Here is a 12,959-nt window from a genome sequence, read left to right on the forward strand (position 1 = left end):
ATGGCAGCCGGCACTGCGGGCGCTGAAGGGCGTGCTGCGGTGGAGCGTCGAAGTCGACCCGCTGGATATCTGAGCGGCGCGCTGCCGTATGAAGAAGCCCGGCCCGCCGGGCGTCACCCGCCTGCCTTCTCGCATCGCGCGACGGCACGCACCTGTACCCGGCGTTCCCTTATACGGCGTTCGCGAAGCTGAGCGAGCCCGACCTGCTCGCGCTCTATGCGTACCTGATGTCGCAGCCGCCGGTGAAGCACGAGCCGCCGCCGACCAAACTGCCGTTCCCGCTCGACCGGCGGCGTCTCGTTGCCGGCTGGAACTGGCTGTATCACGACGCGCGGCCGTTTGCGCCGGACCCGGCGCGCTCGGCGATGTGGAATCGCGGCAAGTATCTGGTCGACGGCGCCGGACACTGCGGCGCATGCCATACGCCGCGCAACGCGCTCGGTGCGGAGAAGGGCGGCCTGGCCTACCTGTCGGGCGGCGAAGCCGAGGGATGGGTCGCGCCGCCGCTCGTCGCGTCGCCGGCTTCGCCCGTGCCGTGGACCGAAGGCGCGTTGTTCGACTATCTGCGCACGGGCTTCTCGGCGCAGCACGGCGTCGCGGCCGGGCCGATGGCGCCGGTCGTCGCGGGGCTCGCGGCGCTGCCCGAGCACGACGTCCGGGCGATCGCGCACTATCTGGCGTCGCTGTCGCCGCCCGTCGATGCCGCGCTCGCCGCGGACGCGGCGACCCGCCAGATGCGCGGCGCGGAAACCGTCGCGACGCTCGGCCTCGAGAACGGCCGCCGCGCGTTCGACGCGGCGTGCGCGGTCTGTCATGCGGAATCGGGCGGCGTCGGGCATTTCGGCGTGCGTCCGCTGATGGGGCTCAACACGAGCGTCAGCCAGGCGGCGCCGGACAACCTGCTGCGCGTGCTGCACCACGGGATCGCCCAGCCGGCGACCGACCATCTCGGCTACATGCCGGGCTTCGGCGAGGCCTTCGACGACCGCCAGATGGCCGAGCTGGCCGCCTACATCCGGGCGCGCTACGCGCCGGGGCAGCCGGCGTGGCGCAATCTGGCGGAAACCTCAGCGAGGATCCGCCAGGCGGGCGTGCATTGACCGTCGCACCGATGTGAGCGGCCGGACCGGCATGGGGCAGGGCGAAATGACCTGTCCGACGAAAACGGTCGCTGGCGATGGCTGTAAATCTTGCCTGAATCGGCCATCGTTTAACCATTCGAAACAATGTGTTCACTGAAAGGGGCATGATCTCCGGCGATCGGGCAGGCATACTGTCGCCTATGTTGCTCAATGCACGTCGGACGGCGTGCGCTTGCCCCCCATGTCCATTCCAGTCTCTTTTCGAACCCTGCGATGGTTGACCGTCGCGGCTGCCGCATGCTTGCTCGCCGCGTGTTCGACCGCTTCCGACGTGACCGCGACGTCGAACCCGAACGTGTACACCGTGACGACGCGCACGGTCGGCGTGTCGACGACGTGGGCCGACGCCCACGAGAAGGCCGTCAACGAAGCCACCAACTATTGCACGCAGCGCGGGATGCGCGCGAGCATGAAGACGGAATCGCTGACCGGCGGCCGCCGTGTCGACGCGCGCTCCGAACTCGCGTTCGAGTGCCATCCGACCTTCGAGACGGCCTCGAACCCACGCGGCTGAACGAACGGCGGTGCCGGTCGCACCGCCGGCGGCCGGCCCGGCGCCCGCATTTCCTTCCCCGGCATGCAGACCGACCCGCGAGGCCGGACCGGCCCGTCGCGGGTCGGTGCACGTGCGGCGTCGGCCGTGCGGGTCAGGCCGGCTGCGCCTCGTACAGCTTCACGCACGCGGAGAAGTCGAGCGTGCCGAGCCCCTGCTGGCTCATCGACTGGTAAAGCTGCTGCGCGAGCGCGCCCATCCACACCGGTTGATGCGCGCTCCGCGCGGCCTCGGTCGCGAGCCCGAGGTCCTTCAGCATCAGGTTCGCCGCGAAGCCGCCCGCATAGCCGCGCGCGGCCGGCGCCGTCTCGCTTACGCCCGGATACGGGTTGTACGTGTCCGAACTCCAGCAGCGGCCGGTCGACGTGTTGATGATGCCGGCCAGCACGGCCGGATCGATGCCGAGCGCCGCACCGAGCGCCATCGCTTCCGACACGCCCATCATCGAGATCCCGAGCAGCAGGTTGTTGCAGATCTTCGCGATCTGTCCGGTACCCGTGCCGCCGCAATGCACGACGTTCTTGCCCATGTCGAGCAGCACGGGGCGGATGCGCTCGAACAGCGCACCGTCCGCGCCGACCATGAAGGTCAGCGTGCCGGCCTGCGCGCCGCCGGTGCCGCCCGATACCGGTGCGTCGGCGAGCGGGAAGCCGCGTTGCGCGGCGGTGTCGGCCACCGCGCGCACGGTGCCGGGATCGATCGTGCTGCAGTCGATCAGCGTCGCGCCGGCGCGTGCGCCGGCCAGCACGCCGTCGTCGCCGAGATAGACGGTGCGCACGTGCTGCGCGGCCGGCAGCATCGTGATCACGACGGCGCTGTGCGCCGCCGCTTCGCGCGGCGAGCCGGCCGCCGTCGCGCCCGCGCGCAGCGCGGCATCGACCGCGTGCGCGTCGAGGTCGAACACCGTCAGCGCATGGCCGGCCTTGAGCAGGTTGGCGGCCATGGGGCCGCCCATGTTGCCGAGCCCGATGAATGCGATTTCCATGTGCAGGCTCCCGGTCAGCGCAGCGCGATCGTCGTGTTCACGCCGCCGGCCGTCGCGTCGTCGTCGAACCAGCGCGCGGTGACCGTCTTCGTTTGCGTGTAGAACTGCACGACCTGCTTGCCGTACGGCCCGAGATCGCCGAGCTTCGAGCCGCGCGAACCGGTGAAGCTGAAGTAGGGCACCGGCACCGGGATCGGGATGTTGATGCCGACCTGGCCGATGTCGATCTCGCTCTGGAACTTGCGCGCGGCCGCGCCGCTCTGCGTGAACAGGCCCACGCCGTTGCCCATCGGGTTGCGGTTGACGAGCGCGATCGCGTCGTCGAGCGTGTCGGCTTCGAGCACGACCACCACCGGCCCGAAGATTTCCTCCGTATAGATCGACATGTCGGTCGTCACGCCCGAGAAGATCGTCGGGCCGACGAAGTTGCCCTGCTCGTAGCCGGGCACCTTCACGTCGCGGCCGTCGAGTTCGAGCTTCGCGCCGGCCTTCACGCCTGCTTCGATCAGCGCGGTGATGCGCGCATGCGCGGCCTTCGACACGACCGGGCCGACATCGGTGCCCGGTTCGTGGCCCGCATTGACCTTCAGCGCCTTCGCCTTCTCGACGAGCTCGGGCAGCCAGTCGCGCGCCTTGCCGACCAGCACGACGACCGACGTCGCCATGCAGCGCTGGCCGGCCGCGCCGAAGCCCGCGCCGACGAGCGCGTTGATCGACTGCTCGCGGTGCGCATCGGGCAGCACGACCGCGTGGTTCTTCGCGCCCATCATCGACTGCACGCGCTTGCCGTGCTGGCTGCCGAGGTTGTACACGTGCGTGCCGACGCGCGTCGAGCCGACGAACGAGATCGCCTTGATGTCCGGATGCGTGCACAGGCGGTCGACCACCGTCTTGCCGCCGTGCACGACGTTCAGCACGCCTTGCGGCACGCCGGCCTCGATCGCGAGTTCGACGAGCTGCATCGTCGACAGCGGGTCCTGCTCCGACGGCTTCAGCACGAACGTGTTACCGCAGACGATCGCCATCGGGAACATCCACAGCGGGATCATCCCGGGGAAGTTGAACGGCGTGATGCCCGCGCACACGCCGATCGGCTGGCGCAGCGTATACGTGTCGACGCCGCCCGCGACGTTCTCCGCGAACTCGCCCTGCTGCAGCGTGCCGATCGAGCACGCATGCTCGACGACTTCGAGGCCGCGGAAGATGTCGCCCTGCGCGTCGGGCAGCGTCTTGCCTTGCTCGGCGGTCAGCGTATGCGCGATCCGTTCGAGATTGCGGCGCACGAGATCCTGGAATTTCAGCATGATGCGCAACCGCGCACCGATCGGCGTCGTCTTCCAGGTCTGGAACGCGCGCTGCGCGGACGCGATCGCGGCATCGACCTCGTCGAGCGTCGCGTACGGCACGCGGCCGATCGTTTCCTGCGTCGCGGGGTTGACGATGTCGCCCCATTCGGCGCTTCGCGAGTCGACGAACGCGCCGTCGATCAGCAGCTTGGCGGTGGGCAGGGCGAGGGTGGTCTGGGGAACTGCGGCGTTCATGGAACTCTCCGGAAAACGGTGGGGCGATGACAAAGGGCGCCTGCTTCCGCCGCGCGTGCACGCACGACGGAGCACAGGACGAAAGGGGTTCGACTCGCGGCCGGCGGCAGGCTCAGGTGCGCGCCGGACGCATCAATGCGGTACACACGAGCGCGAATACGCCGAAGCCGACGAGGTACGCGATCACGTAGTGCGGCTGGCCGCCGCCGGCCTTGAGCAGCGACGTCGCGATCATCGGCGCGAAGCCGCCGCCGATCACGCCGGCCAGCTGCACCGACAGCGAGATGCCGCTGTAGCGGATTTCCGCCGGGAACTGCTGCGCGAACAGCAGCGATTCCGGCGCATAGAGGATCGGGAACACGACGCCGAGGCCGAGCACGATCGCCCACCACGCATACGACGTCTGCTGCGTGCCGAGCATCATGAAGAACGGCGCGGCGAACGCGCACATCAGCACGAGGCCGATCGCGAACATCCGGCGCTGGCCGATGCGGTCGCTCAGGTGGCCGCACAGCGGCATCGTGACGAGCGACAGCGCGGCGCCGGCCGTGATCGCGTGCAGCATCTCCGCCTTCGGCAGATGCAGCTGCTGCGTCGCGTAAGCGAGCGCGAACGTGACGACCATGTAGAACCACGTGTTCTCGGCGGCGCGTGCGCCGACGATCGTCAGCACTTCACGCGGATGGCGGCGCAGCGCGGCCGTCACCGGCGACTTCTCGGCCTTGCCCTGGCGCTGCATCTTCTCGAAGTCGGGCGATTCGGGCACTTTCGCGCGGATGAACCAGCCGAGGCCGACGAGCGCGATGCTCGCGAGGAACGGCACGCGCCAGCCCCACGACAGCATGTCGGCTTCCGGCAGCGCGGCGACCGCGGCCATCGCGACCGACGACAGGATCAGGCCGAGCCCGACGCCCGTCTGCGGCAGGCTGCCGAACAGCCCCTTGCGGCCCTTCGGCGCGTGTTCGACGGCCATCAGCACCGCGCCGCCCCATTCGCCGCCGACCGCCATGCCCTGCAGGAAGCGCATCGCGATCAGCAGTGCGGCGGCCCAGTAGCCGATGCGGTCGTACGACGGGATCAGCCCGATGATCATGCTCGGCACGCCCATCAGCAGCAGCGTGATCATCAGCATCGACTTGCGGCCGATGCGGTCGCCGAAGTGGCCGAACACGATGCCGCCCATCGGCCGGCCGATGAAGCCGACCGCGAACGTGCCGAATGCGGCGAGCGTGCCGACGACGGGGTCCAGCGACGGGAAGAAGATGCGGTTGAACACGAGCGCGGCGGCCGTGCCGTAGAGGAAGAAGTCGTACCACTCGATCGTCGTGCCGGCCATGCTGGCCCAGCCGGCCAGCAGGTAGTGCTTCGCGGTGCGCTCGGGCGCCGGCGTCGCGATGGTCGCATGCTCATCGAGGGTGGATCGGGTCTGCATGGTGTCTCCGGTTTTATTGCCTGCAGCTCATGGTCCGCAGGTCAGGGTCGAGTATAGTTATGCGCGGATTCATCATGTACCGGTAAAGAAACCGGTTGGATGTGCATTTATGCATATCGACGGCCGGCCCCGAGACGCCAGCCCCTTTTCCCCTCGCCGATGCGACATGCCACCGAGCCGGTTTCCGGCAACCTGAACTGGGACGACCTGCGGTTCTTCCTCGAAGTCGCGCGCACGCAGCGCGCGAGCGGCGCCGCGAAGCGGCTCGGCGTCGATTACACGACCGTCGCGCGGCGCGTGCGCGCGCTCGAGGCGGCGATGGGCACGCTGCTGTTCGACAAGTCGCGCTCCGGCGGCTTCACGCTGACGGCCGAGGGGCAGCGGCTCGTCGCGTATGCGGACGCGATGGAGACGACCGTGCAGTCCGCGTGCGACCAGATCGCGAACACGGGCGAGGCGCTGTCGGGCCACGTGCGGATCGGGTCGACCGAAGGGTTCGGCTGCTTCTTCCTCGCGCCGCAGCTCGCGCAGTTTCGCGCCGAACATCCGCACGTGACGGTCGACCTGCTGCCCGTACCGCATTTCGTCAACCTGCCCAAGCGCGAGGCCGATCTCGCGATCACGCTCGAGCGGCCCGAGCGCGGGCCTTACGTGGTCACGAAGCTGTGCGACTACCGGTTGCGGCTCTATGCGACCCGCGACTACCTCGCGCACCACGCGCCGATCACGTGCACGGACGATCTCGCGCGGCACACGTTCATCAGCTACGTCGACGATCTCGCGTTCAGCAGCGAGCTGCTGTACCTGGATCGCGCGGTGCCGGGCGCGACGGCCGGGCTGCGCACGACGAGCGTGATCGCGCAGTACTTCGCGGCGCTGCAAGGCGGCGGGCTCGCGATCCTGCCGTGCTTCATGGCGGCCACGCAGCCGGCGCTCGTGCCGGTGCTGCCGGACGATGTCGTCGTCACGCGGTGTTTCTGGCTGACGTGCCGCGAGGATCTGCGCAAGCTGCGGCGCGTGACCGCGCTGTGGGATTACCTGCGCGCGGCGGCGGACGCGAATCGCGCGCTGCTGTCGGGCGAAGCGGGGACGTTGAAATTCGTCGGCGAGGCGGAATAGCGACGCGCGTGCTCGCTCGTCGAGATGGCGACGGCGGCGACGTGATCGGCATCGATGGAAAAACGGCCGGCGGTAATCGGGCCGGCTCGCGGGAGAAAGGGGGGAGGGCAGATGGCTTTGACGCATGCGGGCAAGGTTTTCGTGGTTTGTGTGGCCGTATTCGGCGTGGCGGCGTACTGGCTCGCCGCGCGCATGGTGCGCCGCCAGACCGGCGGCAAGCGCGGGGCTGGCGGCGCGGTCGCGTTCTGGTGGCTCGTGTGTTTTTGCCTGGTGTCGCTGTTTTTCCCGTTCGCGTACTGGATCGGCGACGAACTCCGCGAACTGGCGGTGTCGCCGAAATACGAGGCGACCGTCGTGTCCTACCAGTCCGAGTGGGACACCTGCGAGCGGCGCGACAGCAGCGGGCGCACCGAGCGCTACCGGTGCATCATGTACACGTCGATCCTGGAAGCCGTGATGCCGGATGGCAAGCGGGTCGTGCTGCCGGGCAACATCCGCTCGGGCGGCATGCCGGAGATCGGCGAGAAGATCGATGTCGTGTTGCCGGCCGGGGCGACGCAACTGCATGAACGCAGCGTGCGCAGTATCGGCCTGCTGGCCGGTGGGGCGTTGATGGTCGCGATCATCGGGTATTTCGTCTACCTGATCGCGGCGTACGGCGCGGGAAAGAACATCGACGGTGCGGCGCGCTTTGGCATGGCGGCGGTGATGAACGGGCTCGTGCCGCTCGGCGCGCTGCTGATGGAAATCGGGTTCCTGAGCGTGCCTTACCGCTACTGGGCGCACGGGAACCCGGAGCAATGGCCGGTGTGGGTGCTGGCGCTTTCCATGGTGTTCGCGCTGGCGCTGCTGCCGTTGCTGCTGATCTATGCGCGGACTGCATGGCGCGCGGTGGTGAAGTAACGGAGGCGGGGTGACGTCGGGTGAGCACCGTGCTCAGCGCGCGAGGGGCTTCAGGCCGGTGTGGCGGATCTGCCTGTGGATCCCCGCCGACGCCGGCCCGCCGGTATGCGGCGCGCAACGCGCGGCGCCGCACGATCGCGGCATAGGGGCGTGCCGTGCAACCGGCACTCAACCCGGGCACTCAACCCGGGCACTCGAGCCGGTCCGCGAGTTCGTTCAGGTCCCTGACGTCGAAATCCCACGCGTCGTCGGCCTGCAGGTCGGTCGTCTGGCCGGGCCCGTGCTCGGTCGGCCGCAGCACGAATGCGGTCGACAGCCCCTGCCGGCGCGCGGCCGCGAGATCGCCGTTGTGCGCCGCGACCAGGCACAGCTCGGCGGGCGCGAGGCCGAGAAGGTCGACGGTGTCGGTGTACACCTGCGGCGACGGCTTGTACGCGCGAACGACTTCCGCGCCGAGGATCGCATCCCAAGGCAGCCCCGCGCGCTTCGCGACGTCGACCATCAGCCGGATGTTGCCGTTCGACAGCGGCGCGATGATGAAGCGCCGCTTCAGCCGGTGCAGCGCCGCGACCGCGTCGGGCCACGGGTCGAGGCTGTGCCATGCGAGGTTGAGCGTGTCGATGTCCTCGTCGGGCACGCCGTCGATGCCGAAACGGTCGAGCGTGCGGACCAGGTTTTCGCGATGCAGCACGTCGAGCCGCACGTAGCGGCGGCGCCCGCTGCGGATTTCTTCCATCGACGGCGAGTATTCGGCGCGCCAGGCATCGGCGAACACGAACGGGTCGAGGGTCGGCGCGTGGCGCTCCAGGAACGCGGCGGCGCCGCGTGCGACACCGCTTCTCCAGTCGACGATCGTTCCGAAGACATCGAAAACGAGCGCCTTGATTTCGGCAGGGTTCGTCATGGTGATCCAGTGAAGGTCGTTCGATGAGGGTACCTATCGCCGGGCCGCCGGAATGCGCGACGCCGGTTCCGTCGACATTGAATCACGGATACGAAAACGCGGTCTGGCCGGCCGCGATGCTGTCCGGCAGCAGCCGGCACGGCCGACGATGCCCGAGGCGTTCGCAGACGCGCGAACCTTTCGGAAGGCTGACCGCCGGCCGCGAGCGGCATCGCGACCGAGCGTAACCCCTGATGCACACGGACGCGCGGGGCGTCCCGTATTGGTGTTAAATATATTTCGGCGCACCCTGGCTCGGTGCGCGAAAACGGGGCGCACCGGGCATCGGCGTAAACCCGGAGCGAAAACGGCACGAAGGATCGATAACGAATCGGGCGCATCAGACCCGATCGGACAGACGGCAGGATTCATCTTGAATACCGAACCGCAGAGCTCTCGTTACAGCCTCGGTCTCGCGGCGGAAGTACTCGCGTCCGAGCAAAGCGTGCTGAGGCTGATCACGCGCAATACACCGCTGCCGGAACTGTTGGTCGAGGTCTGCCGGCGCGCCGAGACTTTGCTCGGCGATGGCGCGTCATGCACGATCCTGCTGCTCGATGCCGACGGCATGCACGTGCGCGTCGGCGCCGCGCCGTCGCTGCCCGCGCAGTACAGCGCCGCGATCGACGGCGCGACGATCGGCCCCGCGGCCGGCTCGTGCGGCACGGCGATGTACGAGCGCCGGATGGTCGCCGTCGAGGACATCGAAACCGATCCGCTGTGGGCCGACTACCGTGGCGTCGCGTTGCCGCTGGGCCTGCGCGCATGCTGGTCGGTGCCGTTCGTCGACGACGCGGGTGCCGTGCTCGGCGCGTTCGCCGTCTATCACCGCCGGCCGCGGCGGCCCAGCGACGAGGAAACCGAACTGTTGCGCGACATCGGCAACAGCGTCGGCCTCGCGGTACACCAGGACCGGATCGCGCGGCAGCTCGCGCGCAGCGAGGAACATCACCGGCTCGTCGTCAACAGCCTGAACGAAGGCATCCTCGTCGTATCGCGCGACGGCATCGTGATCGCGAGCAACCCGAGCGCGAGCCGGATGCTGCGCGTGAAGGGCGATCTCGTCGGCCGCCGGCTGTCGACCCTGATCCCGCGCAAGCTGCGCGAGGACGGCACGCCGATTGCGCCGCACGACTGGCCGAGCCGGCGTGCGCTCGAGACGGCCACGCCGATGCTCGACTACACGGTCGGCTTCGGCCTCGCGGACGGCGACATCATCTGGGTGCGCGGCAACGCGGTGCCGATCGTGCGGCCGGGCGAGACGCAGGCCGATTCGGTGCTCGTGTCGTTCAACGACATCGGCCCCGTGCGCGAAGCGCAGCAGCAACTGCGCTACCTGGCGACGCGCGATGCGCTGACGGGCCTCTACAACCGCCGCTGGCTCGCCGAGCGCATGCGCGAGCTGTTCGGCGGGCACGATGCGGGCCGGCCGGCACGCGTCGCGATCCTGTTCATCGATCTCGTCGGGTTCAAGAAGGTCAACGACACGGCCGGGCACGACGCGGGCGACGCGCTGCTGCGCAGCGTCGCGGCGCGGCTCGCGGCCTGCGCGGGCGGTCGCTACGCGCTGACGCGCGTGGGCGGCGACGAGTTCGTGATCCTCGTCGACGACTGCGACGATCCCGAGCGCCTCGCGGTGCTGGCGCGAGAGGTGATCGACGCGATCGCGAAGCCGTTCGCGATCGCGAACAACGAGTACTGGCTCGGCGTGTCGATCGGGATCAGCGTCGCGCCGCGCGACGGCGACGATGCGGTCACGCTGATGCGCAACGCCGATTCGGCGATGTACGACGCGAAGCAGCGGGGCCGCAATCACTTCACGTTCTTCACCGCGCAGCTCAACCTGCGGCTGCAGCGCCGCTTCGCGGTCGAGCAGTCGCTGCGGCGCGCGCTGACGTCGGACATGCTGCGGCTCGCGTACCAGCCCGTCGTCGACGCGCGCAGCGGCCGCACGGTCGGCGCCGAAGCGCTGCTGCGCTGGACCAGCCCCGAACTCGGGCCGATGTCGCCGGCGGAATTCATCCCGGTCGCGGAAGATACGGGGCTGATCGTCGCGATCGGCCAGTGGGTGCTCGAAACGGCCTGCAGGCAGATGGCCGAGTGGCGCCGCACGATCGCGCCGGACCTGATGCTGGCCGTCAACCTGTCGCCGCGGCAGTTTCACGAAGGGCTCGTCGAGTCGGTCGGCCGCTGTCTCGCGCAAACGCGGCTCGATCCGTCCGCGCTCGAGCTCGAGATTACCGAAGGACTGCTGATGAATGACACGGATACCGTGCTGCCGATGCTCGAAGCGCTCACCGACATGAACGTGCGGATCTCGGTCGACGATTTCGGCACCGGCTATTCGTCGCTCGCTTACCTGAAGCGTTTCCCGCTGCACAACCTGAAGGTCGACCGCTCGTTCGTGTCGGGCGTGCCCGATCACCACGACTCGGTCGCGATCACGCAGGCCGTCGTCGCGATGGCGCATTCGCTCGGCATGAAGGTGACGGCGGAGGGCGTCGAGACGCAGGCGCAATCGTGGTTCCTGCAGCAGATCGGCTGCGACATGCAGCAGGGCTACCTGTTCAGCCGCCCGCTGGACCCGAACGACTACGCGCGCCGGCTCGGCGCCGCGTAAACGGACGGGCGGCTCAGTCGCGTGGCACGCCGAACCCGCCGGCGCCGGGCGGCGGCGGCGACGAATCGATCTCGACGCGGTTCTTGCCTTCGTGTTTCGCGCGGTACAACGCACGGTCGGCCGCCTCGATCAGCACGGTCGTCGGCAGGCCGGGCGTGGGCACGATGCTCGCGCCGCCGATGCTGATCGTCACGGTGTTGCCGGTCGACGAATGTGCGTGCCGCAGTTGCAGCGCCTCGACCGCGAGCCGGATCTTCTCGCCGAGCAGCCGCGCGGCGCCCGGTGACGTGGCCGGCATCACGACCGCGAACTCCTCGCCGCCGAAGCGCGCGGCGAGATCGCCCGATTGCCCGAGGCAGCGCTCGAGGGTCGACGCGATCTGCTTGAGCACGCTGTCGCCCGACACGTGTCCGTACGTGTCGTTGTACAGCTTGAAATTGTCGACGTCGATCATCAGCAGCGACAGCTCGCTGCGCTCGCGCGTGCCGCGGCGCCATTCGGCCGCCAGGTATTCGTCGAGATAGCGCCGGTTCGACAGCCCGGTCAGGCCGTCGGAATGCGTGAGACGCCGCAGTTCGAGATTGGCTTCGAGCAGTTGCTGCTGCGATTGCCGCAGCGCGCGATAGGCCTCGTCGCGCTGCAGCAGGTTCATGTACGAGCGCGAATGGTAGCGGATGCGCGCGACGAGCTCGATGCGGTCGGGCAGCTTCACGAGATAGTCGTTCGCGCCGGCCGCGAACGCGGCGCTCTTGATCACGGGTTCTTCCTGCGTCGACAGCACGATGATCGGCACGTCGCGTGTCGCCGCGTTCGCGCGGTACGACTTCACGAGGCTCAGCCCGTCGATGCCGGGCATCACGAGGTCCTGCAGGATCACGGTCGGCCGCGTTTCGATCGCGGTGGTCAGCGCGTCGTCCGAGCGCGGGCAGTAGTGGAAGTCGATGCCTTCCTCGTCGACGAGCGCGCGCCGGACGGCTTCCGCGACGATCGTCTGGTCGTCGACCAGCAGCACCATGGCCGGCACGTCGGCGCTCGGCGTGGTCGGGCTGCCCGGCGGGCGGGCCAGGTCGCTAGTCATGTTCGATGCGGTGTGTTGCGAGGGCAGGCATGGGTGTTGCGCGGGCTCATCGGGCTCAGATCCGGGCGAGCGCCGCCAGCTCGCCCGCGATGCGGCCGAGCGGCAGGATCGCGCGCGCCGCGCCGAGCGTCGCGGCCGCCTTCGGCATGCCGTATACCGCGCTGGTCGCCTCGTCCTGCGCGATCGTATGGTAGCCCTTCATCCGCAGCGCCTTCAGGCCGATCGCGCCGTCGCGTCCCATTCCCGTGAGCAGCACGCCGATCACGCGGCCGGACCAGTGCTCGGTCAGGCTGTTGAAGAACACGTCGACCGACGGACGATACGGCGTCGCGGCCGGCTCGCGCGTGTATTCGAGCGTGCCGGCGCGGGTGATGCGCAGGTGGTCGTCGGTCGCGGCGAGCAGCGCGACGCCCGGTTGCGGGCGGTCGCCTTCGCGCGCGACGCGCACCGTGAGCGGCGTCTGGCCGTCGAGCCATTGCGCCATGCCTTCCGCGAACGCGCGGTCCACGTGCTGCACGATCACGATCGGCGCGTTGAAATCCGCCGGCAGGCCGCCGAGGATCGATGCGAGCGCGCCCGGGCCGCCGGCCGACGCACCGATCGCGATCAGCGGACCGCCGCCGGCGCGCGCGGCCGTACCGGC

At 69.2% G+C, this 12,959-nt stretch carries 10 protein-coding genes and 1 pseudogene; 5 read left to right on the plus strand and 6 right to left on the minus strand.

What is annotated here, in order from left to right; all coding sequences use genetic code 11:
• Nucleotides 1–134 precede the first annotated feature (134 nt).
• Nucleotides 135–1,100 (plus strand): annotated as a pseudogene (locus tag G3N62_RS30755) (cytochrome c); the annotation flags it as partial.
• A gap of 223 nt (nt 1,101–1,323) precedes the next feature.
• Nucleotides 1,324–1,656: a hypothetical protein gene (locus G3N62_RS30760; protein ID WP_034185891.1), complete on the plus strand. Its 333-nt coding sequence runs from the start codon at nt 1,324–1,326 to the stop codon at nt 1,654–1,656.
• 133 nt (nt 1,657–1,789) lie between these two features.
• Here the strand turns inward: G3N62_RS30760 and mmsB are convergent, their stop codons facing one another.
• The 3 genes from mmsB to G3N62_RS30775 all read right to left on the minus strand — a co-directional run bounded on the left by mmsB (nt 1,790) and on the right by G3N62_RS30775 (nt 5,653).
• Nucleotides 1,790–2,680 (minus strand): 3-hydroxyisobutyrate dehydrogenase, encoded by an 891-nt coding sequence (gene mmsB, locus G3N62_RS30765; protein ID WP_124668957.1) that lies wholly within the window; start codon nt 2,678–2,680, stop codon nt 1,790–1,792.
• Between the two features lie 14 nt (nt 2,681–2,694).
• Nucleotides 2,695–4,221 (minus strand): CoA-acylating methylmalonate-semialdehyde dehydrogenase, encoded by a 1,527-nt coding sequence (locus tag G3N62_RS30770; RefSeq protein ID WP_034185893.1) that lies wholly within the window; start codon nt 4,219–4,221, stop codon nt 2,695–2,697.
• Nucleotides 4,222–4,333: 112 nt separating this feature from the next.
• On the minus strand, nt 4,334–5,653 hold the full coding sequence (locus G3N62_RS30775) for an MFS transporter (RefSeq protein ID WP_034185894.1): 1,320 nt from the start codon (nt 5,651–5,653) through the stop codon (nt 4,334–4,336).
• Between the two features lie 159 nt (nt 5,654–5,812).
• Here G3N62_RS30775 and G3N62_RS30780 point away from each other — a divergent pair, with 159 nt between their 5' ends.
• Nucleotides 5,813–6,772 carry a LysR family transcriptional regulator gene (locus G3N62_RS30780; protein WP_069705074.1) on the plus strand — a complete coding sequence of 320 codons (960 nt, stop codon included), beginning with the start codon at nt 5,813–5,815 and terminating at the stop codon, nt 6,770–6,772.
• 111 nt (nt 6,773–6,883) lie between these two features.
• Complete coding sequence (locus G3N62_RS30785) at nt 6,884–7,675, plus strand: uracil permease (protein ID WP_124668958.1); 792 nt, start codon at nt 6,884–6,886, stop codon at nt 7,673–7,675.
• A gap of 181 nt (nt 7,676–7,856) precedes the next feature.
• Here the strand turns inward: G3N62_RS30785 and G3N62_RS30790 are convergent, their stop codons facing one another.
• Nucleotides 7,857–8,579, minus strand: a complete 723-nt coding sequence (locus G3N62_RS30790) for a haloacid dehalogenase type II (RefSeq protein ID WP_124668959.1) — start codon at nt 8,577–8,579, stop codon at nt 7,857–7,859.
• A gap of 412 nt (nt 8,580–8,991) precedes the next feature.
• Here G3N62_RS30790 and G3N62_RS30795 point away from each other — a divergent pair, with 412 nt between their 5' ends.
• Entirely contained in the window at nt 8,992–11,238 is a 2,247-nt protein-coding gene (locus G3N62_RS30795; RefSeq protein WP_069705076.1) for an EAL domain-containing protein, read from the plus strand.
• Nucleotides 11,239–11,251: 13 nt separating this feature from the next.
• Here the strand turns inward: G3N62_RS30795 and G3N62_RS30800 are convergent, their stop codons facing one another.
• Nucleotides 11,252–12,316: a diguanylate cyclase gene (locus G3N62_RS30800; protein ID WP_124668960.1), complete on the minus strand. Its 1,065-nt coding sequence runs from the start codon at nt 12,314–12,316 to the stop codon at nt 11,252–11,254.
• Nucleotides 12,317–12,371: 55 nt separating this feature from the next.
• Nucleotides 12,372–12,959: chemotaxis protein CheB (locus tag G3N62_RS30805; protein WP_277399656.1), on the minus strand; the 588-nt coding region annotated here is incomplete at its 5' end.

Origin of the sequence: Burkholderia sp. Tr-20355 (genome assembly GCF_017104685.1) — a bacterium.
GTDB lineage: Bacteria > Pseudomonadota > Gammaproteobacteria > Burkholderiales > Burkholderiaceae > Burkholderia > Burkholderia seminalis.